This window comes from Vibrio breoganii (genome assembly GCF_024346795.1).
Taxonomy (GTDB): Bacteria; Pseudomonadota; Gammaproteobacteria; order Enterobacterales; family Vibrionaceae; genus Vibrio; species Vibrio breoganii.
In genome coordinates this window covers 847,971-871,365 of sequence record NZ_AP024864.1, presented here as the reverse complement: position 1 = coordinate 871,365, position 23,395 = coordinate 847,971, and the positions used below count along the sequence as shown (strand labels likewise).

At 44.9% G+C, this 23,395-nt stretch carries 21 protein-coding genes, 2 pseudogenes and 1 riboswitch; of the genes and pseudogenes, 12 read left to right on the top strand and 11 right to left on the bottom strand.

Going from position 1 to position 23,395, the window contains the following annotated elements:
- Nucleotide 1: 1 nt before the first annotated feature.
- The 6 genes and pseudogenes from OCU35_RS04120 to OCU35_RS04095 form a co-directional block, all read left to right on the top strand.
- Nucleotides 2-838: pseudogene (locus OCU35_RS04120) on the top strand (IS3 family transposase); the annotation flags it as partial.
- A gap of 174 nt (nucleotides 839-1,012) precedes the next feature.
- Nucleotides 1,013-2,026: a manganese-dependent inorganic pyrophosphatase gene (locus tag OCU35_RS04115; RefSeq protein ID WP_261825697.1), complete on the top strand. Its 1,014-nt coding sequence runs from the start codon at nucleotides 1,013-1,015 to the stop codon at nucleotides 2,024-2,026.
- A 417-nt stretch (nucleotides 2,027-2,443) separates the two neighbouring features.
- Nucleotides 2,444-3,094, top strand: coding sequence for a hypothetical protein (locus OCU35_RS04110; protein ID WP_261825696.1), 651 nt, complete (start codon nucleotides 2,444-2,446; stop codon nucleotides 3,092-3,094).
- A 74-nt stretch (nucleotides 3,095-3,168) separates the two neighbouring features.
- On the top strand, nucleotides 3,169-4,143 hold the full coding sequence (locus OCU35_RS04105; RefSeq protein WP_261825695.1) for a helix-turn-helix transcriptional regulator: 975 nt from the start codon (nucleotides 3,169-3,171) through the stop codon (nucleotides 4,141-4,143).
- Between the two features lie 74 nt (nucleotides 4,144-4,217).
- Nucleotides 4,218-4,445: a hypothetical protein gene (locus OCU35_RS04100; protein WP_261825694.1), complete on the top strand. Its 228-nt coding sequence runs from the start codon at nucleotides 4,218-4,220 to the stop codon at nucleotides 4,443-4,445.
- Nucleotides 4,446-4,663: 218 nt separating this feature from the next.
- Nucleotides 4,664-5,011: a hypothetical protein gene (locus tag OCU35_RS04095; RefSeq protein ID WP_261825693.1), complete on the top strand. Its 348-nt coding sequence runs from the start codon at nucleotides 4,664-4,666 to the stop codon at nucleotides 5,009-5,011.
- Between the two features lie 204 nt (nucleotides 5,012-5,215).
- On the opposite strand, the gene OCU35_RS04090 is transcribed toward OCU35_RS04095, so the two are convergent.
- The 5 genes and pseudogenes from OCU35_RS04090 to OCU35_RS04070 form a co-directional block, all read right to left on the bottom strand.
- A complete protein-coding gene (locus OCU35_RS04090) occupies nucleotides 5,216-6,736 on the bottom strand; it encodes an ISNCY family transposase (protein ID WP_261825472.1) in 1,521 nt (506 codons plus the stop codon).
- A 326-nt stretch (nucleotides 6,737-7,062) separates the two neighbouring features.
- A complete protein-coding gene (locus OCU35_RS04085; RefSeq protein WP_261825692.1) occupies nucleotides 7,063-7,491 on the bottom strand; it encodes a bleomycin resistance protein in 429 nt (142 codons plus the stop codon).
- 1,004 nt (nucleotides 7,492-8,495) lie between these two features.
- Nucleotides 8,496-8,595: pseudogene (locus OCU35_RS19205) on the bottom strand (type IV pilin protein); the annotation flags it as partial.
- A 346-nt stretch (nucleotides 8,596-8,941) separates the two neighbouring features.
- A complete protein-coding gene (locus OCU35_RS04075) occupies nucleotides 8,942-9,202 on the bottom strand; it encodes a DUF5062 family protein (RefSeq protein ID WP_017029606.1) in 261 nt (86 codons plus the stop codon).
- Nucleotides 9,203-9,293: 91 nt separating this feature from the next.
- Nucleotides 9,294-10,640 (bottom strand): MATE family efflux transporter, encoded by a 1,347-nt coding sequence (locus OCU35_RS04070; protein ID WP_261825691.1) that lies wholly within the window; start codon nucleotides 10,638-10,640, stop codon nucleotides 9,294-9,296.
- Between the two features lie 98 nt (nucleotides 10,641-10,738).
- Between OCU35_RS04070 and OCU35_RS04065 the strand changes: the two genes are divergently transcribed.
- The 4 genes from OCU35_RS04065 (at nucleotide 10,739) to OCU35_RS04050 (ending at nucleotide 15,410) form a co-directional block, all read left to right on the top strand.
- Nucleotides 10,739-11,680, top strand: coding sequence for a LysR family transcriptional regulator (locus tag OCU35_RS04065; RefSeq protein WP_017029608.1), 942 nt, complete (start codon nucleotides 10,739-10,741; stop codon nucleotides 11,678-11,680).
- Nucleotides 11,681-12,089: 409 nt separating this feature from the next.
- Complete coding sequence (locus tag OCU35_RS04060) at nucleotides 12,090-13,520, top strand: sodium-dependent transporter (protein WP_102546969.1); 1,431 nt, start codon at nucleotides 12,090-12,092, stop codon at nucleotides 13,518-13,520.
- Between the two features lie 184 nt (nucleotides 13,521-13,704).
- Nucleotides 13,705-13,847: riboswitch (FMN riboswitch) on the top strand.
- Between the two features lie 188 nt (nucleotides 13,848-14,035).
- Entirely contained in the window at nucleotides 14,036-14,965 is a 930-nt protein-coding gene (locus OCU35_RS04055) for a DMT family transporter (RefSeq protein WP_261825690.1), read from the top strand.
- A 16-nt stretch (nucleotides 14,966-14,981) separates the two neighbouring features.
- The gene (locus tag OCU35_RS04050) at nucleotides 14,982-15,410 is read left to right on the top strand and encodes an HIT domain-containing protein (RefSeq protein WP_261825689.1); all 429 of its coding nucleotides are present in this window, start codon (nucleotides 14,982-14,984) and stop codon (nucleotides 15,408-15,410) included.
- Nucleotides 15,411-15,435: 25 nt separating this feature from the next.
- Here the strand turns inward: OCU35_RS04050 and OCU35_RS04045 are convergent, their stop codons facing one another.
- From OCU35_RS04045 to znuA, 4 genes are all read right to left on the bottom strand, one after another.
- On the bottom strand, nucleotides 15,436-15,657 hold the full coding sequence (locus OCU35_RS04045; RefSeq protein WP_017029612.1) for a FeoC-like transcriptional regulator: 222 nt from the start codon (nucleotides 15,655-15,657) through the stop codon (nucleotides 15,436-15,438).
- Between the two features lie 6 nt (nucleotides 15,658-15,663).
- Nucleotides 15,664-17,937, bottom strand: coding sequence for a Fe(2+) transporter permease subunit FeoB (feoB, locus tag OCU35_RS04040; RefSeq protein WP_261825688.1), 2,274 nt, complete (start codon nucleotides 17,935-17,937; stop codon nucleotides 15,664-15,666).
- Complete coding sequence (locus tag OCU35_RS04035) at nucleotides 17,937-18,164, bottom strand: FeoA family protein (RefSeq protein WP_017029614.1); 228 nt, start codon at nucleotides 18,162-18,164, stop codon at nucleotides 17,937-17,939. Before OCU35_RS04035 ends, feoB begins: the two co-directional genes overlap by 1 nt.
- Before the next feature lie 123 nt (nucleotides 18,165-18,287).
- Complete coding sequence (gene znuA, locus OCU35_RS04030) at nucleotides 18,288-19,160, bottom strand: zinc ABC transporter substrate-binding protein ZnuA (protein ID WP_017029615.1); 873 nt, start codon at nucleotides 19,158-19,160, stop codon at nucleotides 18,288-18,290.
- 169 nt (nucleotides 19,161-19,329) lie between these two features.
- Between znuA and znuC the strand changes: the two genes are divergently transcribed.
- The gene (znuC, locus tag OCU35_RS04025) at nucleotides 19,330-20,115 is read left to right on the top strand and encodes a zinc ABC transporter ATP-binding protein ZnuC (protein WP_017029616.1); all 786 of its coding nucleotides are present in this window, start codon (nucleotides 19,330-19,332) and stop codon (nucleotides 20,113-20,115) included.
- Complete coding sequence (gene znuB, locus OCU35_RS04020) at nucleotides 20,108-20,893, top strand: zinc ABC transporter permease subunit ZnuB (RefSeq protein ID WP_261825687.1); 786 nt, start codon at nucleotides 20,108-20,110, stop codon at nucleotides 20,891-20,893. Before znuC ends, znuB begins: the two co-directional genes overlap by 8 nt.
- A 348-nt stretch (nucleotides 20,894-21,241) precedes the next feature.
- Here znuB and sucD read toward each other — a convergent pair whose 3' ends face one another.
- Nucleotides 21,242-22,114 carry a succinate--CoA ligase subunit alpha gene (gene sucD, locus OCU35_RS04015; RefSeq protein WP_261825686.1) on the bottom strand — a complete coding sequence of 291 codons (873 nt, stop codon included), beginning with the start codon at nucleotides 22,112-22,114 and terminating at the stop codon, nucleotides 21,242-21,244.
- On the bottom strand, nucleotides 22,114-23,280 hold the full coding sequence (sucC, locus tag OCU35_RS04010; protein WP_102366783.1) for an ADP-forming succinate--CoA ligase subunit beta: 1,167 nt from the start codon (nucleotides 23,278-23,280) through the stop codon (nucleotides 22,114-22,116). The genes sucD and sucC overlap by 1 nt, the downstream gene beginning before the upstream one ends.
- Nucleotides 23,281-23,395 lie beyond the last annotated feature (115 nt).

Sequence of the window (23,395 nt, the reverse complement as noted above, 5' to 3'; positions counted from 1 at the left end):
TCTAGCTCTTAAAAATCAATATCCACAACAACATCTCTTGCATGCCCTTAAATTAGCAAGAAGTAGCTTCTATTATCATGCACAGTCGAACAACGCTGCCGAAAGCTATCAAGATGAAAAACAGTTGATTGAGAAAATATATCATGACCATAAAGGGAGATATGGATATCGTCGTATTCATTTAGAGTTAAGGAAATACGACGTCAGGCTTAACCATAAGACAGTTCAACGCCTGATGGGATTACTAGGCTTGAAATCAACGGTCAGACCTAAGCGGTACCGCTCTTACAAAGGAGAAACTGGAAAAACCGCTCCAAATGTACTTAAACGGGACTTCAGTGCAACGAAGCCTGATGAAAAGTGGGTAACTGATGTCACTGAGTTTAAAGTTCAACAGCAGAAGGTGTACCTATCACCAATCGTTGATCTGTTTACGCAGGAAGTTGTGGCTTACAAAGTTGCGAAAAATGCGTGCTTACCTCTGGTCACTGACATGCTGACAGAGGCGGTTGCAACCTTAGCCAAAGACGCTAAGCCAATAGTGCATAGCGATCAAGGGTGGCAATATAGGCATAGGAAGTATCAGAAAACTCTCGCTGAGCAGGGATTAACTCAAAGTATGTCACGAAAAGGAAACTGCTTAGATAACGCAGTAGCAGAGAACTTCTTTGCCTTACTGAAAACAGAAATGTACCATAATCAGCACTTTGAAGATGCCGATGACTTAATCGCACATATTGACGAATACATCGAGTATTACAATACAAAGCGCATCAAAGTGAAACTAAAAGGCCTGACTCCGACGGAATATCGAAATCAGGCCTTAAAAGCCGCTTAACAGAAATGTCCAACTTTAAGGGGTCACTTCAACGTTCAGGCCTTTTTATTTGCCCTCAGTAAAGCCTTCCGCACACTAACCTACTGAAATAAAAACGAAATATAGATGACATTTATCTGCAATGAATAGTGTTTAGCTTATGGTCTTCATTAGTTAAACCTAAAAGGAATGTCCGTGAAACTTACACCTGTAGTTGCAGCTCTAATTATGTCCGCCAGTTCAGCAAGCTATGCTTTTGATCTGCAAACACCTGCCAATAACGATACCGACAACTTGGTGTGGACGGGTCACTTAAGCCCTGATACCGATACAGTAATGTCGGCGCTACTTGCAGCTCACATCTACGGTGGCACCGCGACAGTTCCTGAGCAAATCAACCCTGAGTCAGAGTTCGTTCTTAACTACTGTAAGGCTGAGTCTCCTCGCGTTGAATCAGACTATTCCTCATACCAAGTAGGCTTGGTGGACTTTAACCAGACTACGCAGTTAGCACCCACTATCGATCAAAACTCCATTGTGGCAGTAATTGACCACCACGCTATTGGCGGCTCACCAATCAATACCCCACAAATCGTAGCCATGGATATCCGCGGCTGGGGCTCAGCGGCAACTATCTTGGCTGATAACGCCGAAAAGCTTAACGTTACCCTACCTAAGCATCTTGCGTGTGCAGGCCTAGGCGCAATCCTATCTGACACTGTCGTATTCCAGTCTTCAACCACTACAGACTACGATAGAGAATTTGCCGACAAACTAGCGAAAATTGCAGGCATTGAAGACCTCGAAGATTTCGGCCAGCAGATGCTAGTGGCCAAATCAGACCTAAGCCACCTATCATCAGAAACCATCCTAACTATGGATTACAAAAACTTTGAATATGGCGGTAAAAAGGTAGGCATCGGCGTAGCAGAAACCCTAACGGCTCAACAGTTGATTGACCGCAAGGATGAACTGCAATCAGCGATGAAAACTTACAAAGAAGCCAACGGACTGGATCACTTGTTCTTCTCTATCACGGATACCAAAGACAAGAAAGCCAACCTACTGTGGGTTGATCAAGGTGATTACCAAGTTATCAAGACTGCGTTTAATGTTAAACCAACCTCTGACATGTTGACTCTGGATGGCGTAACTTCGCGCAAACGCCAGATTGGCCCAGCGATTCAGAAGGCGCTTGAGAGTTTGTAATAGAAGCTTTCGCTGAGCGAATAGAAATTAGAAGGGTCTGAATGTTATGCTCAGACCCTTTTTGGTGTTTGGAATAGATGAGCTAACTCGGAAATGGACAGTTCAGAGTTACGGTCAATTAATTATTTCGACTTTTTGCAATGCTTCTAGTATTTCAACCATTCTGCCGGCCTACATTTTACTGGCCAAAAACTCTAATCCAACTTTTAGAACTCCTGTCGCAATAAGACCGAACAGCCACTCTCAACCCAATAGAATCTCCTCCATTTCAGCTAGGAAATTCTCAATGAAAATACACAAACTACTGTTGCTGACGACGTTAGCAAGCTCAGTTGCCTTTGCTCAAAACGATCAAGCGGACAAGGCCTCGAAGAACTCGCTAATCCAAACACAGCACTGGCGAGTCTTACCTTCAAGATGCAATACGCATCTGGCGACCACGGTGAACAGCATACAGGGGTATTCCAGCCTTCGATGCCCTTTCCTCTAGATAATGGCGACAAGATCCTGTTTCGCCCAGCCATTGCCTATACTGCCAATGACCTAGATTACAGTGACTCAAGCGGTTTCAGTGATATCTCTTTCGACCTTGCTTATGCACCAACACTTGGTGACGGAAACCTACTCGCTGTGGGTGTATTCACTCAACTGCCGACGGGAAGTAATGGCTTTAGTGAAGAACAGTTTGCTGTAGGTCCTGAAATCCTACTCGGGAAGATAACCCAAAACTGGGCAGCGGGCCTGTTCCCTAACCACCTATGGGGTGTATCAAACAACGGTCCTTATGAAGATATAAACCGCACCTCAATGCAGCTTTTTTTAATTGGCCTGCTAGACAACGCTTGGTCTGTCGGTACCACACCCGTGATGACTTACGACTGGAATACTGACCAAGCAAAGATCCCATTAAATATCACGGTGCGAAAGACTGTCATGCTAGGTAACCGACCATGGCAATTTGGCCTTGAGGGTAACTATTACATAGAGAAAGCAGACAAAGATCCTGACTTTATGCTCAGCCTTAATATCACGCCTGTAGTCACCAACCATCTGGCCGATATTTTCTAATTTGATTTTGGGCAAGGAAGCCTGCTATATCCTCTGCTAAGTTTAAATCTTTAAAGGTTTAATAAGGCGCAAACTTGAGCTCATCTCTCGCGATACATCTTGTTGATAAATCTATGATTGCCAGCCTACACAAAGTGGCAGAACAACAGCATATTCAGCTCAGCCAAGAGTTGATCCCGGCGGATTTCTTTATTGACGCTAGAGAGCAACACCTCCCTGATACAGTGTTCAAGTATCTTATCTACCTTCTGTACTCAAAGCTTACCCCTCATCAGTTTTTACAAGCGGTTGAGACCGTCATCCGTGACGACATTATTCCACAGGTGAACCAGAACCTCGGGCACTACTCCACGCTTGCAGAAGCTCTAGAACAGCATGTAATGTCTGCATCTCAACTAATGTCGGGCACCCATTTGGATAGCAAAATCCTAGGCAATGAAACCTGGTTAACTCAACCTGCTGAATCACACAAAATATGGAACGAACCTGTAGAGATCTTTTCTATCATCTTTTTGAGGCTGATGGTGGAAAGCTTTATTGGGAAAAGTCGGAAAGTAGAGAAACTGGCGCTAAGTACCCCAGAGCAGCCCGTCATTTTAAGTGAGCCTGAATTTAAGCACTGCAGCGCATTTCTTGGGCGATCCGTTACTGGTATCGCTCTTCCAAATGAACTTCTACATCAGAAGGTCCAATCCAATACTAGAGAAAGCCAAATCCAGTTCGACCACACCAAGAATCCATTCTTGATTCGGTTTCGCATCGCGCTATCACCTTATGTCAACTTTGGTCGAGTGCCTATTGAATTAGCCTGTGAGCTATTAGATGTAGGGGCAAGAACCTTGCAGAGAATGCTAGCAGCAGAATCTACCTCCTATCGCGCTGAGCTCGATTATCTGATCTTTGAGAAGGTAAAGCGCCTACTTAAGCAGACAGATTTCTCCGTCACCGATATCGCTTATCAATTTAACTATACCGACTCTTCCAACTTCGCCAGAGCCTTCAAGCGTTATGTTGGTGTCTCTCCATTGGAATATCGCCGAGTGTCGTAAAAGGACCGATCGTCGATTTTCAAATCCTTAATATAAGCCCTGTTCCCGAAACGAAATTCCTAAACGAGGTTTATATGAAAAAGTTTATTTCTGCTCTATTTCTAACTGCTGCATTTACTTCAACTGCTTTTGCTAGCATTGGTTCGAGCGCTTCTGGCCCATTGGTCGAGTGTGAACTAAACAAAGGCACTTCAGTAATGACGGGCGTAGCTTGTGAGCATGCGAAACTGAATCAAGACGCTATCGACAAGCACCATCCACATGGCGACCCATCTGAGCGTCGCGGCGGTAGCACTCACTAATCTTCCCGCCTTGGTGACATTATCATCTGTTCATTTCCACTCTTTAAGTGGTTTTGGCGAGCCTAATTGGCTCGCCTTTTTTGTGTTTTTTCCTCACCAAGTTAGCTAAGAATAGGAAATCTATTTAGTTATAACGCTGTCGTAAAATGACCGATAGATCGTTTTCAGATCATTAGTATAAGCCCTGTTCCCAAACACAATCCCTAAACGAGGTTTATATGAAAAAGTTAATTTCTACTGTCCTATTAGCATCTGTATTTACTGTACCTGCAGCTTTTGCATCAAATCCAAATACTGACCATATCACTGATACTCACACTAGCTTTACTTGGGAAGATCCAAGTGAGAAACGTGGTGGTGGTTACACCTGGGAAGACCCAAGTGAAAAACGCGGTGGTGGTTACACTTGGGAAGACCCGAGTGAAAAACGCGGTGGTGGCTATACATGGGAAGACCCAAGTGAGAAGCGCGGTGGTGGCTATACATGGGAAGACCCAAGTGAGAAGCGCGGTGGTGGCTACACATGGGAAGACCCAAGCGAGAAAAGAGGTGGCAGTTTTGCTTAACACCCAAGTTAAAGACTAGATTCATGTTTGTAAAATTGAGTCTGTCTCATAGAACCACGTCACATCAAATCGAGAAATGGATTTCCAATATCATTTTAAGAACTGGGTATATGGTTTATGTCATTACTGAGGGATCTTGACGGGATAAGTACCAACCGATTCTGTCATGCTCTTACATTCTAGTCAGGATTGATACTTGCTGCCTTACACGTCGATATTCAGAGATTGTGATTTCTTAATTCTAAGCTCTCTAGTGTTGAGGTTTTCTTCTTTCCAGATGTTTTTAATCGTGCCGATACTCACTGTGATGTCGTGTTGTTTTAACTCTTTCATCAGTTGCATCAATGTCGCATGAGGGTTTAACAGCGTCAGCTCAATAATTTTGTCTTCCGCATGCTCCGATATACGCTGCTTGTTGCGCTTGAGGGGTTTATTGATCCGTTTCAGACCTATAGGCCCTTCCTCTGCCATAATTTTCTGATAGGTGTACAGGGATTGACGGGAGCAACCAAGGATACGGGCTGCTTTAGAGATACTACCGAGCTGTTCAACGAGCTCTAGTGCTTCTATTTTTCGCTGAACCTCCTTGCCATATTCACTGCATTTACGAGGCTCAACCAGCTCCGTAATATCTAATCGGCGGTGGCCAAAATAAGCGGAGAATGTGCCGTCGAACTGACATCGGATCTCTATTTTTTGATTTTCAATGGAGTAGCGGATTGGCGAGTCGATAACATACCTTTTGTTGTCAAAGCCGAACGTGTGATCGCGTCGTATTGTTCGATACTCTTTCTGCACGCAGATGCTATTCAGATCCAAGTTAGGTGGTAAGCGCTTGAAAGCAGAGCGAGAACTTTTGGGTTGAACTCGAACCTTTTTATCCCAGTAATTAGGGATGAACTCTTCTTGTAGATAACGATTTGCGCTCTCCATGTCGATGATTTTGCGTACTCGTAACTCTGGTACGAGCCTATCTTGGAAGGTATCGAATGATCGTTCGATACGCCCTTTCCCTTGTGGTGAGTTTGCAAAGATAATTTCGATACCGAGCTCGTCACAAGCTCGTTGCATCTGAGAGAAGTTACTTCGCTTGGGACCACCGAAGATACCCGCTCTATCGACGTAGAGTGTCTTAAATACCCCTCGTTTCTCAATATAAGCTCTCATCACCCTCATACAGCCCTCGGTGGTCTCAGAGGGGAAAAACTGAGCATGAATATCACTGGTGGCGTCATCAATCATAGCGATCAAACAAGATTTCTCATCACCAAACCAGCGGTGAGGGCTCCCATCCATTTGAAGCATTAATCCCGGTAATTCCATACGCTCTCGATACTTTCTGACTCGACTTCTGCGTCGCTTTGCACGTTTAACATGATGGATATCGTGAGCCCAAGAGCGTAAGGTCTCACGCTTAATGGCGATACCTTCGTTCTTTCTTAGGACTTCAGAAAGATGCTGCAGATTGAAATCGAAGTACTTGGTTTGTATGAGGTTTTGGACTTCTTTCTTGAGCGATTCTGGGATTTTATTGGCTGGAGAACGCCCTCGATTTCCATGAATGATGAAGCGAATACCTTCTTTCCGATATCGACTAAGGTAACGTTCAACAGTTCTCCGAGACTTGTTGAGCAAAGTAGTAGCACTGTTGATGCTGATTTTTCCATCGACAATTTTACAGATAATATCGACAGTAAATTGGGATTTAGAATCCATATAGAACATCCTTCGCTCCCTCTAAAGCTCCATTGATTACTTTAAAAGGTAAGCTAAATGAGTTCCGTCAGAATCCCTCGGTAGTTAACGTAATGACAAAGTCGCTTGGTAATTAAGGTACGACAGAATCCCTTGGTGATCACACTGGGTATATGGTTTATCTAACAAGCTTTTGGACAAAGGCGAGTTGGTGAGATTAGGAGCTTGTTAGATTTCGGATTAGCTGAGGTATTGAAAAGTAACGCTAAGTTAACGAGCCAAAAACCATGGCATATACTTTCACGAAGTGAAAATGCCAAGCGTTTTTGGTCACTGTTAAACGCCTTGTTATAACACTACTCTGGCGGTTTCGCTTTCTCTCCAAGGTGCTGGGTAAACCTTAGTAAATAACCATCTAGATCTTGTATTAGAAACTCTCGTTCACCTGATAGCTTTTCACCAATGTCATACCATGTTTCTTTTAAATCACGGAAAAAACGTACGTTAGCTTTCTTCAATCTTTCAACTAGCGGTTCTAAGTCTGAAAGCTCTATTTGGAAGTTTACTCCACGTCCTAATGGAGTAACTAACTCACCTGTAATCCACCCTGAATCCGTGATTTGTTCGAGCATGATCTGAACCTGTTCTTGTTCAAGGTATACAAAGTCAGGATTTTCTCGCTTAATACGCACAGAGAAACCAAGCACATCGACGTAAAATGATAACGACGCTTCAAAATTGCGTACCGATAATTCGGGAACCATAGGATTCCAGTATTCTTCCATAATCTATCCTTGCTATATGCTGTAATACCGCTTGTGTTATAACATTCTTAATAAGAGGTCTGCTCGTTTTTCTGCTTGCCTAACTTTCATTCAGGCTAGCATAAACCACTGAAATATAAAGCATATGCATCACTTTCAGCATTTTGTCTTTACATAAAAACGAGCGTGCGTGTTATCTCTTTTTCACAATGTTCGTTATCTCAGATAGGACAAGCAATAAGCCTATAATTAACAATGGCTTATTGATTTTTCTATCGACAAAACGAGACTGAATCCTCGACAAAATAAGCCATTTTTATACTTTGCAGTCAGATAAACCTAATAAACTGTACAAACAGTTACGTCATAAGACTGACACTGACATAGCTATTCCTACACATTAGAAAAACTTACTTCGATTGGTAGTAGTAAAATGTGTAGAGTAAATGGTCTAAGCGGTTTTGGGGCATTTTCGTGTTTCATGCCCCCTAGGCACACCTTTGGACATAAATGAGCTACAGCTTTAGCTAAACTTGCCGTTAACGGATTAGCCGAGGTATTGCAAAACCACTAATGTAGTGGCCACACTTATTCAGCCACTACATGCAGACAAACTTGGTCGCTGTTTGGGTTTGCTACCGTTTAACAATCTTCTGTATTAATCAGCACTCGCGGACGAACACCTTCTGTAGAAGCTCTTTCATACTGAATATGACAAAGGAAACTTTGGTCATGCTCACCAAAGTCGGCAAGGTATATGCGAGTATTCCAATTACCTTTAACATCATAATCATCCTCCAATACCCACTCCTTCCCTTCAAAACCCTCAACAAACTCTTTTAATGTCTCGTCGTCTGCTCTCATATAACCGTAGGTGATTTGAGTTCCTGGATATCCAATTTCAGTGCCATCTAAATCTTCTTCCGTCTCTACTCCTTCAATAGCCGTTTTGCTATAGACTAAACTATTCGCATCTTGAATCGCACCTATTGCACCTTCTAGCGCAGCAATTCTTGAATCAATTTGTAAATCTAAAAATCTTGGCATTGCCGTTACGGCTAAAATACCTAAAATCACGATGACTACAACCAATTCAATTAGGGTAAAACCTTTATTTTTTGACATAAAAATCAAAGCCTTGTAAATAGAATTAACAAATAAGCTACTTGAATTTTCGACATAAAAACTCAAAGTGGGAGGGGATCATAACTTGTCCAAAAAGTAAGCTGAAATTACACCTAGACATACCTAATATAACTACACGTAATTTAGTGTGTGTGATTGTAGTGACACACTGAAATTGGCCACATTGTTAGAATTCTAGGTATGAGGAAAAGTAAGTTAAATTGCAGGGTTTGAAACTGAGTTCAATCCCTCTCTAGCTCACAATGGGGCAAAACCTTGTTATCCAGAAAAACAAAAACCTCTGCATGTATGACTACAAACAGAGGTTTTTCATTGTTAATTGCTACTACTTCAGAGGGTCATTATCCGGCAACACGCTGTGCATCCAAAGCGCTAAGCGGTGCTTGATGTTAGGACCGTCTAGCTTATTGTCTGGCAATGGCGTGATTTGATTTACGCCTACTAGAAACAGGTACACACCTTGCGCCTTTAATGGTCCTGTCGAACTCGGCAAATCAATGCCTTGCATCTTTGCCATCTTCAAACCGACTTCTATTGCCTTTTTTACTAGCTTGTCTTCATTGTGAATTTTTGCGGTTTTTGACATATCGAGCTCATCCTTTGCGTTGATTTACAACTGAGTATATCAAAGGCTAAGAGACTCACGCTCACGCAAATCTCAAGTTGAGAAGTGAGTCTCAGGCCGCTTGCATTAACGTTCGATTGCTAGAGCGTCTGGTTTCATAGATGAGCTGCGCTAGTAAAAGCACACCGGTAACGCCAAGGCCGACACCAATACCACCCCAAATACCGGCTAAACCATAAGCCTTCATCAAGTACCATGCGGCTGGCAAGCCAAATGCCCAGTAACCGATTGCCGTCATTATGGTTGGCACCATCACTATCTTCATTCCGCGAAGCAGGTTAATGGCGAGTAGCTGCCATGCATCCACCACAAAGCATAATGCCACTACCCAGATCATCGACGTCAACAAAGTGGTCAGTTCATGACTGCCCTCTGCATCCAACTGGAATAGATTAGCAATGGCTTCAGGCCACACGATAAAGCCAAAGGCGATCACAAAGCTCAGCACGGTTACTGCTACAAAGCTCTTCTTGGCGATGGTTTTGATGCCATCGTAATTGTTCGCACCGTACTCTTTGCCCACCAAGATGGCAGAGGCTTGTGCAAAGCCAAAGTTGATGTTCCAGGTAAAGGACAAGCACTGCAGTAAAATTTGGTGTAATGCTAAAGATGCCACACTAATCATACCCGCCATCAAGGTGCCACCATAGATAAGGCCGTGCTCCAGCATGCCCGCTAAGGCAATTGGCATACCCATAGACAAAAGCGGTCCCATGAGTCTTGGGGTGTACTCGTGCATATTTTGCCAAGGTGCAAAGCGTTGGTATTTGCTTTGACGAAATACCCAAGTGCCGTAACCCACTAATACGAACCAAGCTGCGATTGCAGTACCGTAGCCAAGGCCTGCAATACCCCAATCTAAAGTAAAGGCAAGGAAGTAGCTGATTGGCACATTGATGATTACCGTCAGAATCGACATCACCATCACTGAGCGCACATCACCAAAGGTGCTAGTAAGCCCGCGCAGAACAAGCAAAAGCAGCGTTGGCAACATTGCCCACTTCAATGCGCTCAGATACAGCATTGCGATATCTATGACTTCTGGTGATTGTTGAGCTTTCGCTAACAGTTGAGGTGCATACAAGAAGCTAAAACTCAGTGTGACCGCTAGCAGAACAGAAAGCATCACTGCGCCTTTGACCGCAAAGCGGATCTGCTGCTGGCCAAATTCAGGGCGCGCAATACTCTGCCCGTAAGCGATGGCAATCAAATTGGCGACACAACCCACGATGCTGCCTGCCATAAGAAAAACAAACGAATACACAGAGGCACCCAATCCACCAGCGGCGAGATCGGCAACACTGATTTGTGACATCATCCAAACATCGGTGAGTACCAATGCCATAGCGATGAGTTGGGATAATGTCAGCGGCAATGCCAGTTTAAGAATGTTTTTCATACAGCCCTCTATGATTTGGGCTCAAAGTACTGCTAATTGAGCTAGGATTCAATTAACATTTATGTCAGTTGGCATTACCTGAGATCATGTGAAGAACTATGAAGCCTTATCCCGATATCCCTTACTCCCACAACAGCTTGAAAACCTTTGAGGCCGTTGCCCGCCACCTGAGTTTTACTGAGGCAGCGGATGAGTTGAATGTCACCCAAAGCGCCGTCAGTCGTCAGGTCAAACAGCTCGAAGAAGGCCTAGGTGTCGAGTTAATTGTGCGAGGGCATCGAAGCATCGACTTAACGCTGCAAGGCTCAGAGTTGTTTGCTGTGCTTCAGCGGAACTATCAGAGCGTACAAACCTTAATACAGTCTTGGCAACCCAATCAGCAGCAGCGAATCGTAATTAAGGCCGCGCTCAGTTATGCCACTCGCTCATTGCTCCCAAAGATACAGCAGCTGCAAGAGCGCTACCCTGAACATGAGATCGTGGTGATTCCCACTATTGATGAAGATGAAGCCCTTAAATCCACTGACTATGACTTGCTGATTCTTAACACTCGGATTCCCCACCAATATAAGAAGCGCTCTGATGTGGTGTTTTTAAGAGATGAATACATGGCGCCAGTGTGCTCTCAAGAGCTGTATTCAAAAGAAGGTAGCCTGCAATCTCTACTCACGATGCCACGATTGCACCCCACCCTTGACCATCATGACTGGAAAACCTGGCTAGCCCGTGTCGGACACAAAGACAGCGCAAAGATACGCAACACCACCTTCTTTACTCTGGATTTGGCCTTGAGTGCTTGTTTATCTAGCCAAGGAGTGACCGTGAGTGACCTGCTATTGATCTTGCCTGAGCTGGAACACGGCTATTTAGTTTGTCCTAGCAATGCACAAATCCAGCCTAGTGCTTGGCAATACTTCTGCCATTGCCGAGGTACTTCCGACATTGTTAAAGAAATTCATCAATGGATTCAAAGAGAAACGGCAAAGGAGTTGAAGACATTAGAGAGGTTAAGCAGAGAATTTGGCTGGAATAGCGTTTAAACGCAATTATAGGCAACTAAAGTGAATATAAATGCAGAGGTAATATCTAAATAACCAAGCGATAGATTTGAGTTCGTAAGCCACAGAGCTGTTCAAGAACAAGAGACTTTAAGACAGAAAGTGGCGCTAAAACACGTAAAGTTCTTTGAACGACTCAAGCGGAAACATTTTTCAGAGAGGTGTTTTTAGGGGCAATCAGCTAATGATTGTGCAATAAACTAGCGATTAACTGCAATTATGCGATCAATGCCCGATAAATGTACTTTTAAGGGTTTCAACTTTACTCACAAACTGGTTAACTTGCCACTCTTAGAGCGTCACTCAAAACTTATATGGTGTAAACCTTTATTTACACCCCTCTTTTTAAGGCGCCGAGTAGTAAAAACACAACATTAAATTTGGAGTAATTGTGGCGACTGGAAATGCATCAGCAGCCCCTCGTGATAACTGGGGTTCAAAACTTGGATTTGTAATGGCAGCGGCTGGTTCAGCTGTTGGCCTTGGTAATATTTGGAAATTTCCGTACACAGCGGGTGAGAACGGTGGTGGTGCATTCGTACTTATCTACCTAGCATTCGTAATCATTATTGGTTTCAGCGTAATGCTGACTGAATTTGCAATCGGCCGTCACACTAGCCGTTCTGCTGTAGGCGCATTTAAATCAACAGATAAGCGTTGGAGCTTTGTTGGTGTTATTGGTGTACTAAGTGGTCTATTGATCATGGGCTTCTACCCTGTTGTAGGTGGTTGGGCTCTAGCGTACATCCCTAAAGTGGCTACTGGCCTACTAGACACCCCTGAAGCAATCGGAGATAGCTTTGGTGGCTTCATCTCTAACCCAATCCAACCACTATTGTGGATGGGCGCATACCTAGTGCTTAACATTGTTATTGTGAGCAAGGGTATCTCTGGTGGTATCGAGAAAGCAGGCAAGATCCTAATGCCTTTGCTATTCCTTATTCTTATCATCGTAGCGGTTAAAGGTCTTTCTCTACCTGGCGCAAGCGCAGGTCTTGAGTTCCTATTCAAACCAGACTTCACTCAAGTAGATAGCCAAACTGTTCTAGCTGCATTGGGTCAAGCGTTCTTCTCCCTATCTCTTGGTATGGGTTGTATGATCACTTACGGTAGCTACCTGAAGAAGAAAGAGAACCTTGTTCAAACTACAGGTATGGTTGTAGGTATGGATACTGCGGTAGCTCTACTTGCAGGTATCGCTATGTTCCCAGCAATGTTCGCATTCAACATGGAACCAGCGGCTGGCCCAGGTCTAGTATTCGTTGTTGTTCCTCAGCTATTTGCTGAAATGGGTGGCACAGGTCTTATCTTTGCACTTATCTTCTTCGTTGGTCTAACGGTTGCTGCACTGACTTCTTCTGTATCTCTACTAGAAGTAGTTGTGTCTTACCTAATCGACGAGAAAGGCATGAAGCGTGTTAACGCTGTACTTTCTGCAAGTGCAGTAATGGCAGTGATGTGTGTGTTTGCTTCTCTATCACTAGGTGGTCTTGGTCCTAAGCTGTTCGATACAGGCGTATTCGACATCTTCGACCTACTAACTGACAAAGTATTCCTAGCGGTTGGCGGTATGTTCATCTGTATCTTCGCAGGCTGGCGTCTAAACCGTGTTGACCTAGAGAAAGAAATTACTAACGACGGTAAAGTATCTTTCCCACTATTCGGTCTATGGTACAACCTAGTTAAGTACATCATCCCTGTAGCAGTTGCTGTAGTTGCAATCGCAGGTATCCTAAGCGGCTTTGAAAGCGGCAAAGGCCCAATCATGATTCTTGCAATCGCTATCATTGGTTTGACTGCGGTAGTTTCTAAGAAGCTGTAATTGAGATAGCTGACAGCTTTAAGCTATCAGCTATCAGATAAAGATTTGAAGAGACCCTTATGGGTCTCTTTTTTTTGTCTGCAGATGAATCCAAGTAGCTGTTGCTTTAAAAACTGACAGCTGACAGCTAAAAGCTTTCAGCTATAAAAATCCATTTTCTCATCGTCTAAATTTTGCTACCTTAAACAGACTTCAGGGCGGGGCGAAATTCCCCACCGGTGGTAAAAGCCTAGCTTGAGCCCACGAGCGCCTTCACTACGTGAAGGAACAGCAGATCTGGTGTGAATCCAGAGCCGACGGTTACAGTCCGGATGAAAGAAGTGACACAATTGATTAGCGTATTGACCACCAAGCGAGCTCTCGCCTTGGTGTTAAATGCGTTTATTGCAAAACTGCACTCAAGATGCGTCTTGGGCAGTTTGGCGCATCATATTGCCTTACCTCTTAGCTCTGTTCACGTTTTTAGAAATCTAACCAGATAGCGCGTCGCTACTGGTATGAATTTGGAGATCCTCGTGGCAGGTATAGTTTTTGTAATGATCGCGGCTGGTTTATGGGCTGCTGATACCCTATTTCGTTATCCTCTTTTAGAGACTAACAGCACCCTACAGATAGTGTTCTTTGAACACATAGTGTTAGTGGTGATGATTGCCCTATTGCAAATTGCAGTGCCTAGATGGCGCTTTGCCTACATCAAGGGCTCACTGCTGCCCTTTATCTTGATTGGTGTACTTGGCTCAGCCATTGGCACCCTCGCCTTCACTAAGGCGTTTACCCTGATGAATCCGACTATAGTGATCTTGCTGCAGAAGCTTCAGCCTATCGTGGCTATTTCGCTATCGGTTATCTTGCTCAAAGAGAAGCTACAGAAACACTTTGTCCTGTGGGCGAGCGTTAGTCTTATCGGCAGTATCGTGATGATTGCGCCAGATATCATTGAGCTATGGTCAGAAGGCTCAGTTTGGCATTATGACCCGAAATTGATTGCCATCTTGCTTGGCTATGGCTCAGCATTGCTCGCCGTTGTTGCCTGGGGAGCTTCCACTGTGTATGGACGCAAGCTAACGATGATGGGCTATAACACCATGCAAATCATGTCAGGTCGCTTTGGCCTTGCTCTCGTTGCACTGACCGTTGCGATGCTTTGTTATGGTGAACACTTCACCCTATCTGAGGGCAGTTTTGTTAGCTTGTTTTATATGGTGTTGCTGTCGGGTCTACTGGGGATGTTTATCTATTACAAAGGGCTTGAAAGAATACCTGCGCGATACGGCACAATTGCAGAATTGTTCTTTCCTGTTTCCGCTGTTGCCATCAACTGGGTGGCGTTTGATGCTACATTAACTCCACAACAGATCACAGGTGCAGTAATGCTAGTGGGCGGCGCACTGATGATGAGCCGCGAGCCTAAACAAGCACTACCGGCAGAGCCTGTTACCGCATAATGACAAGGGATTATCGATGGAATTTCAACTTCATCCGCAGTTAGCAAAAGATACCAATATGATTGGTGAGTTTCCTCTGAGCTTAGCGCTGTTGCATAAAGATAACTGCGTGCCTTGGGTGATATTGGTGCCCAAGAAGCATGAGCTTAAAGAGCTTCACCACCTGCCAATGCAAGAGCAGCAACAATTCTTGATAGAATCACAAACGGTGATGCAGGCACTAGAAGCGTTATTTTCGCCCGATAAGATGAACCTTGGGGCTCTGGGCAATATGGTGCCGCAGCTGCACGTTCATCATATTGCGCGCTTTAAGACCGACCATGCATGGCCAGGGCCGGTATGGGGAAACACCAAGGGTGAATTTAGACGCGACCTGGAACAACTGCAACTGCTAGAGCAGATCAAAAAAAAGCTAGGCAACTGCGAGCAGTTTAAACCTAGCTGATTGGAAACTTAGCGTGTAGCGACGTTTACATTTGAACGTTTAAGCTAATACCTTGATTGATGGTATAGCGCACGCCCTTTTCTTGACCCTTGATGGTGTCAAACATGCGGGTGACCTTACCTTTGTTCACCCACACTTGAAGCATTGCGTCTACACCGTCTTCAGACAGACCGAAGTGATTAGCAAGCACGGCTCTCTCAGTAGTGCCGTGCTGTTCAAGGTAGGACTTGAGTTGCTGTAGTATCATAGTCGTCTACGCCGCAGATTCTTGTTCTTGGAACTGCTGTTTGCTGCCATGGTGCTTCAACCCTAAGTAGGTTGCCACCGATACGATCATCACAGCCAGTATCCAAATAGCGCTCTTTCCAGGATGAGCTGAGAAGTTCATTACTTGGTTGTAAAGCACTGCTCCAAAGTAACCCAGTCCCATAGTCCACACGGCAATAAAGCGTGCATATTGAGCACCAAACTCACGAACGTACGCACCCATCGCTGCTACACACGGTGTGTACAGTAGGATAAACAGCAGGTAAGCAAAGGCTGCATGGCCGTTAGCAAATTTACCCTGTAGGTTCGCAAACACCGACTGGTCAACTTCTTGGTCATCCGCCACGGCTTGAGTATCTGTCAGGTCACCGACTTCGATACCTAGCGGGTCACTAAAGCTCAGACCGCTTAGGTTCTCAGGAATCGACATTACTGCCTCTTCTAGACTCGCCATTAAATCAAACTCGGCTTCTTCATTAGAAGGTGAGGCGTATAGGTTGTTCAATGTCCCTACCACGGCTTCTTTTGCGAAAATACCTGTGACAATACCTACCGTTGCTGGCCAGTTGTCTTGCTCGATACCCATAGGTTCAAACACAGGAGTGATGACTTGAGCTGCCTTAGATAGAACAGAGTTCTCGCTGTCTTCGTTACCAAAACTACCATCAGTACCAATAGAGTTTAGGAAGCTAAGAATAGTCACAACCACAACGATGGTTTTACCTGCGCCAAATACAAAGCGCTTCAGTTTTTGCCATGTCTTGATAATTACGTTACGCAGACGAGGAATTTCGTAATCCGTCATTTCCATAACGAAGCTGTCATTGCTACCAGGGTAGATAGTGTTCTTCAGAATAAACCCAGTAAATACCGCGGCTAGAATACCAATCACATACAGCGCAAATACCACGTTTTGACCAGCACTTGGGAAGAACGCCGCTGCAAACAACGCGTATACCGGCAGTCGAGCACCACAAGACATAAACGGAGCCATAGATGCCGCTAAACGGCGCTCACGCTCTTGGTCTAGTGTACGGCTTGCCATAATCGCGGGTACGTTACAGCCAAAGCCTAATACCAATGGAACAAAGGCTTTGCCCGGCAGGCCCACTTTCTGCATGACTTTATCCAGTACGAATGCCGCACGAGACATGTAGCCAGAGCCTTCCAGCAGGGTTAGAAATAGATAAAGTCCGGCAATAACAGGGATAAAGGTTGCTACGGTTTGGATACCACCACCGACACCATCGGCAAGCAGAGTCACCATCCATGCAGGTAGAACTGGATCTAGCAGCGCATGAGTACCATCAACTAATACCGCGCCAAAGGCGATATCAAAGAAGTCGATAAACGCGCCACCGATGTTAATAGCAAACATAAACATCAGGTACATCACGCCAAAGAACAGCGGCACACCAATCCATTTGTTCAAAACCACGGCGTCAATCTTTTCGCTTAGGCGACGAGTGATCTTGCCTTCTGTCGTTCTGAAGGATTTAGACAGCTCATGTAAGAAGGTGAACTTTACATCAGCAATGTGCAGGTCAATATCCATATCAAGAGAATGACGTGCTTGAGCGGTCGCATCTTTTACTTCCGCAGGTACTGTGTGCATGACAAGCTGATCGTTCTCTAGGGCGCGAATAGCCAGAGCACGATTACTCACCATGTCGTTTTCAAACTGATCTTGAATATCAGACACGACTTCTTCAAATTGAGCGCCGTAGTCCAGTGCTAGAGGTTCAACCTCAATACCTGTCGCCAACATCTTGTGCAGGTCGGCTTTAAGCTTGTTGACCTCGTTGATACGAGTTGCTGTCACTGCCATAACCGGGCAGCCAAGCGCTTTAGATAAGCCTTTAATGTTGACCTTCTGACCCATGCGAGTCAACGCATCCATCTTGTTTAAGATAACAATCATAGGACGACCTAACTCACGTAGCTGTAGGGTTACGTATAGGCTTCGCTCTAAACAAGTGGCATCGATAACATTGATGATAACGTCAGCAGGCGTCGATAACACAGCGCGAGAGGCAATGGTCTCATCCAAGCTGTTGTTGTCATTACCACTGTCCAGAGCATAGATACCCGGAAGGTCTGTCAGGCTAAACTCTTCGCCAGCCAGAGAATAAAGACCGGTTTTTTTCTCAACGGTCACACCAGCCCAGTTACCGACTTTTTGGTTTGCACCGGTGAAGGCATTAAAAAGTGTGGTTTTACCGCTGTTTGGATTACCAACGGTCAGAATTGAGTAGTCCACTATGCAACCTCTACTGAAATTTGTTCTGCTGTAGATTTACGAATCGCAACGCTAACGTCTCGAACTCTCACCTGTAGTGGGTCGCCCATAGGCGCTTTGCGTACTAAAGTAACTGGCGTATTGGGAAGAATCCCCATTACCATCAGTTTTTTACGAGTAGAGCCATCTAATTGTTGCAGAGAAGAAATAGTGGCTTCTTGTCCTATTGTGAGTTCAGCGAGCTTCATAATCTAAATGCCAATCGTTATCATTTGCGTAGACTTTAACACAACTTGTTACAAAGTCACCTGTTCTAAATCAAAAAAAAGCGCCCTTTAAAAAAGGACGCCCTATGAAAGTTTCAATATTACTTATTTCAAACACGTCTCAAACTGACCAGATAGTTGCTTTAAGAAAGCAAAATAAGCACCTGGTTTATCTTCAGTATCTGTTGCCAATGGATCTAGCTCACCAGTATTCACATCACTGCCTCGCGTGACGGTTTCAATCACGGCTGGTGTATATTGCGGCTCACTAAAGACACAGTAGACGTCCCCTTCAGCTAAACGCGTTTTTATTTGGATAAGAGTTCTTGCTCCCGGCTTTCTTTCTGGGCTTACCGTAAAGTGACCTAAATGATTTAAGTCGAAGAACTCCTCAAAGTAGCCGTAGCCGTCATGGAAGACAAAGAATCCATGATCCCGTACAGGCTCAAGTTGTGCATTGATCTCGCTGGTTGTCAGCTGCAGATTACTCATGAAGGCTTCAAGATTGTCTTTGTAGTAAGTCGCATTGTCAGGGTCTAGCTCGATCATTTTACTCGCAATGGCTTTTGCAACAGTCCCTGCTTGCTTTGGACCTAACCAAAAGTGCGGATCAGTATTGCCATGATTATGACCATCATGATCGTGATGCCCTTCTTCATAATGACGAAGGTCCAGATCTGGAAGTTGACTAATGGTCAATACTTTATCTTGGCTTTCCACAATAGAAGACATGAAGCTTTCAAGTTCAGGCCCAAACCAAATCACCAGATCGGCATCGCGAACCTTTTTCACATCTGACGGACGCAGTGCGTAATCATGTGGTGACATATTGGTACCCAGTAGTACTGACGATGAAGACGCGCCTTTGGTGATCTCTTGGGTAATAAGGTGTATCGGTTTAATACTATTTAGCACCTCAATAGCTTGGGCACTAGTAACAAAGCTCAATGAGAGCAGGCATAAAAGTAAACGTTTCATCGATGCGGTTCCGTTGCAATAGCCAAATTTCTGCGCAAATGTTACTTTATATCATTCGTAATAAGCAAACGATAAGTATGTTTGCGCACTATTATTTTACTTTACTCTTTGGGTGAACACGGGTAGAAAACCCGGTTTGCACTCCAACCCATACATAGGCCTGAATGCTATGACCCAACTCGTCACCCTAAAAGACGTGACTGTTCAGTTTGAACAACGAAAGGTATTAGATAAGATCAACCTTTCAATTAATGAGTCAGAAATCACCACCCTAGTCGGTCCAAATGGCGCAGGTAAATCCACCCTAGTGAAAGTCATACTGGGACTGCAAAAAACAGATTCAGGAAAGGTCACTAAACAGAACAAGCTACGTATTGGCTATGTTCCGCAGAAGCTAAAACTTAATGAGACCTTGCCTCTTACGGTTGATCGTTTTCTGCGTTTGGCAGGAAAATACAGTCAGCAGGAGCGCCAAGATGCCCTCGCCCTTGTGGGTGCGAGCCACCTTATTCAGGCTGATGTGCATAAGCTATCAGGCGGGGAAACGCAGCGAGTGCTCTTGTCTCGAGCCCTTTTGATCAGACCGCAATTACTGGTACTCGATGAACCAGCTCAAGGAGTGGATGTACAAGGTCAGGTTGACCTTTATAACCTCATCGATACCATTCGTCATAGATTTAACTGTGCGGTGTTTATGATCTCTCATGACTTGCATTTAGTGATGGCCAAAACCGACAATGTGATTTGCTTACAGCACCATATCTGCTGTTCAGGCACGCCGTCAGCGATCTCTAATCATCCAAGTTATTTGCAGATGTTCGGCAATACCCCTGAATCCAGTCTCGCACTTTATCAACATCATCACGACCATCATCATCATGATCTCTCTGGCGATCCAGTGACAGGAGACGCGACCTCATGTCACAACCACAAACACGGACATACCCATGATTGAGTTTTTACTGCCTTCAATGCTCGCAGGCTTTGGTATCGCAATTATTGCCGGCCCTCTTGGCTCTTTCGTCGTTTGGCGAAAGATGGCTTACTTTGGCGATACCCTAGCTCATGCCTCTCTAATGGGATTAGCTTTGGGCTTCTTATTAGACATTAACCTCTATTTGGCACTCGTTGTGTGCTGTATGGCACTAGCCATAATTCTGGTCACACTACAGAGACAACAACTCGTCGCAACCGATACCTTGCTTGGTATTCTTGCGCATAGTGCGTTATCCCTAGGTCTTATTGCGGTGAGCTTCTTGGACAACGTGCGTATCGACTTAATGGGCTACCTATTTGGTGACCTTTTGTCGGTGAATAACTATGACGTCATGTTTATTTATATGGGCGCTGCTGTGGTCATGCTGCTATTAGTGGCATTTTGGCGACCACTGCTTTCCAGCACCGTAAACGAAGAGTTAGCGGCAGTTGAAGGGGTGAATATCTCACTGATGAGACTGCTGATCATGCTGATGATTGGTTTAGTTATCGCCGTGGGTATGAAGTTTGTTGGCGCCTTGATTATCTCTTCGCTACTGATTATCCCCGCAGCAACCGCAAGGCGTTTGTGCCGCAGTCCCGAGCAGATGGCGATCATGGCCTCTATTATCGGCATGATCTGTGTATGTACCGGATTGAGCATGTCTTGGTTCTACGATACACCTGCGGGTCCTTCGGTTGTGGTTAGTGCGACTGTGTTGTTTTTGTTGGCGCAGTTTAAGAGGCAGGCAGGATAGAAGCGGGGTTAAAGCTGTCAGCTATCAGCTATCAGCTATCAGCTATCAGCTATCAGAGTTTTCAATACAGCGAACATCGTCATACTGGAAAATACGGAGTATTTATCCAGTATCTTGGATAGTGAAAAATTCAACTCCGTGCTTACTAAGATCCTGCTGGGCTGGCATTCCAGTTTTCATCAGGATGACTGTAATTTAACTATTATCATTCGTATCAACCTTGTGTCATCCCGGAAAATGACTTTGTCATTTACCCGGGATCTTAGTGAGCACAAGTATTCACCACCAACAAAAAAGCCTCTGAACAATCAGAGGCTTTCGCGTATTTACATCAAAGGAAAAGCTAGATTACCAACCGGTGATCTCGCGTAGGCCTTTGCCGATGTCTGCAAGGCTTTTCACTGTCTTAACTCCAGCCGCTTCTAGCGCTTGGAATTTGTCTTCAGCTGTACCCATGCCACCAGAGATGATTGCACCAGCGTGACCCATGCGTTTGCCTGGAGGCGCTGTAACACCTGCGATGTAAGACACTACAGGCTTAGAGACGTTGTCTTTAATGAATGCCGCTGCTTCTTCTTCCGCTGTGCCGCCGATCTCACCGATCATCACGATAGCTTCAGTTTCAGGATCTTGTTCAAATAGCGTCAAGATATCGATGAAGTTTGAACCAGGAATTGGGTCACCACCAATACCAACACAGGTAGACTGGCCAAAGCCTTCGTCTGTGGTCTGCTTAACCGCTTCATACGTCAGCGTACCAGAGCGAGATACGATACCCACTTTACCTTTCTTGTGAATGTGTCCTGGCATAATACCAATCTTACACTCATCAGGAGTAATTACGCCTGGGCAGTTAGGACCAATCATCACAACGCCAGCTTCGTCTAGACGAACCTTAACATCAAGAAGGTCAAGCGTAGGTATGCCTTCCGTGATAGTCACGATAAGCTTGATGCCTGCATCGATAGCTTCAAGGATTGCATCTTTACAGAACGGCGCCGGTACGTAGATGACGGATGCTGTTGCACCAGTTGTTTCTACTGCATCACGTACTGTGTTGAACACAGGTAGACCAAGGTGAGTTTGACCGCCTTTGCCCGGTGAAACACCACCGACCATTTGCGTTCCATATTCGATCGCTTGCTCTGAGTGGAACGTACCTTGACCACCAGTAAAGCCTTGGCAGATAACTTTAGTATCTTTATTAATTAGTACAGACATTATTTGCCCTCCGCTGCAGCTACTACTTTTTCCGCTGCTTCAGTCAGAGAGTTTGCAGCAATAATGTTTAGACCACTTTCTGCCAGTTTCTGTGAGCCTAGAGGGGCATTGTTACCCTCTAAACGAACTACTACTGGAACCTTAACGCCCACTTCTTCAACTGCACCGATGATGCCATCAGCAATCAGGTCACAACGTACGATACCGCCAAAGATGTTGACGAGAACCGCTTTAACATTGCTATCAGATAGGATGATCTTAAACGCTTCAGTTACACGCTCTTTAGTCGCGCCGCCGCCTACGTCTAGGAAGTTAGCAGGTTGGCCGCCGTGTAGGTTTACGATATCCATCGTACCCATAGCTAGGCCTGCGCCGTTTACCATACAACCGATGCTGCCATCTAGCGCAACGTAGTTCAGTTCCCACTGAGCTGCGTGTGCTTCACGCTCATCTTCTTGAGATGGATCGTGCATTTCACGAAGCTTAGGTTGACGGTACATAGCGTTTGCATCGATGTTGATCTTGCCGTCTAGACAAAGCAGGTTGTTCTCTGCTGTTACAACTAATGGGTTGATCTCTAGAAGTGCTAGATCGTATTGAGCGAACATGTTGCCAAGACCCATGAAGATCTTCACAAACTGTTTGATTTGGTCGCCAGAAAGGCCCAACTTAAACGCAAGCTCACGGCCTTGGTAAGACTGAGGACCAACCAAAGGATCGATAGCCGCTTTGTGAATCAACTCTGGAGTCTCTTCGGCTACTTTTTCAATCTCTACGCCACCTTCAGTTGAAGCCATGAACACGATACGACGTGAAGCACGGTCAACAACAGCACCAAGGTAAAGCTCGTTAGCGATGTTAGACGCTTCTTCAACCAAGATCTTCGATACTGGCTGACCATTCGCATCTGTTTGGTAAGTCACTAGGTTTTTGCCTAGCCACTTTTGAGCAAACTCTTTAACACCATCTTTGGTATCGTGCAGTTCAACACCGCCCGCTTTACCACGGCCACCAGCATGCACTTGGCACTTGACCACTTTCTTTGCTGTGCTAATGCGACCTGCTGCTTCGAACGCTTCTTGTGGCGTATCGCAGGCATACCCTTCTGGTACAGGTAGCCCAAATTCAGCAAACAGTTGTTTAGCTTGATATTCATGCAAATTCATTAGTATCTTCCATTCCTTTTTAAACGAGTGCTGAGCGCTCGCCTAAATAATTTCCTCTCGCTAAAGATTGCTCTTTAACAGGTGTAGGGTACTTCTTGAGCTATGACCCGAAGGT

Coding starts and splice junctions, on each gene's coding strand:
- znuB (WP_261825687.1), top strand. CDS start 20,108: ATGATTGAGTTTTTACTGCCTTCAATGCTCGCAGGCTTTGGTATCGCA.
- OCU35_RS04085 (WP_261825692.1), bottom strand. CDS start 7,491: ATGGAAGAATACTGGAATCCTATGGTTCCCGAATTATCGGTACGCAAT.
- sucC (WP_102366783.1), bottom strand. CDS start 23,280: ATGAATTTGCATGAATATCAAGCTAAACAACTGTTTGCTGAATTTGGG.
- OCU35_RS04110 (WP_261825696.1), top strand. CDS start 2,444: ATGCAATACGCATCTGGCGACCACGGTGAACAGCATACAGGGGTATTC.
- znuA (WP_017029615.1), bottom strand. CDS start 19,160: ATGAAACGTTTACTTTTATGCCTGCTCTCATTGAGCTTTGTTACTAGT.
- OCU35_RS04035 (WP_017029614.1), bottom strand. CDS start 18,164: ATGAAGCTCGCTGAACTCACAATAGGACAAGAAGCCACTATTTCTTCT.
- OCU35_RS04075 (WP_017029606.1), bottom strand. CDS start 9,202: ATGTCAAAAACCGCAAAAATTCACAATGAAGACAAGCTAGTAAAAAAG.
- OCU35_RS04090 (WP_261825472.1), bottom strand. CDS start 6,736: ATGTTCTATATGGATTCTAAATCCCAATTTACTGTCGATATTATCTGT.
- OCU35_RS04065 (WP_017029608.1), top strand. CDS start 10,739: ATGAAGCCTTATCCCGATATCCCTTACTCCCACAACAGCTTGAAAACC.
- OCU35_RS04100 (WP_261825694.1), top strand. CDS start 4,218: ATGAAAAAGTTTATTTCTGCTCTATTTCTAACTGCTGCATTTACTTCA.
- OCU35_RS04095 (WP_261825693.1), top strand. CDS start 4,664: ATGAAAAAGTTAATTTCTACTGTCCTATTAGCATCTGTATTTACTGTA.
- sucD (WP_261825686.1), bottom strand. CDS start 22,114: ATGTCTGTACTAATTAATAAAGATACTAAAGTTATCTGCCAAGGCTTT.
- znuC (WP_017029616.1), top strand. CDS start 19,330: ATGACCCAACTCGTCACCCTAAAAGACGTGACTGTTCAGTTTGAACAA.
- OCU35_RS04045 (WP_017029612.1), bottom strand. CDS start 15,657: ATGATACTACAGCAACTCAAGTCCTACCTTGAACAGCACGGCACTACT.
- OCU35_RS04070 (WP_261825691.1), bottom strand. CDS start 10,640: ATGAAAAACATTCTTAAACTGGCATTGCCGCTGACATTATCCCAACTC.
- OCU35_RS04050 (WP_261825689.1), top strand. CDS start 14,982: ATGGAATTTCAACTTCATCCGCAGTTAGCAAAAGATACCAATATGATT.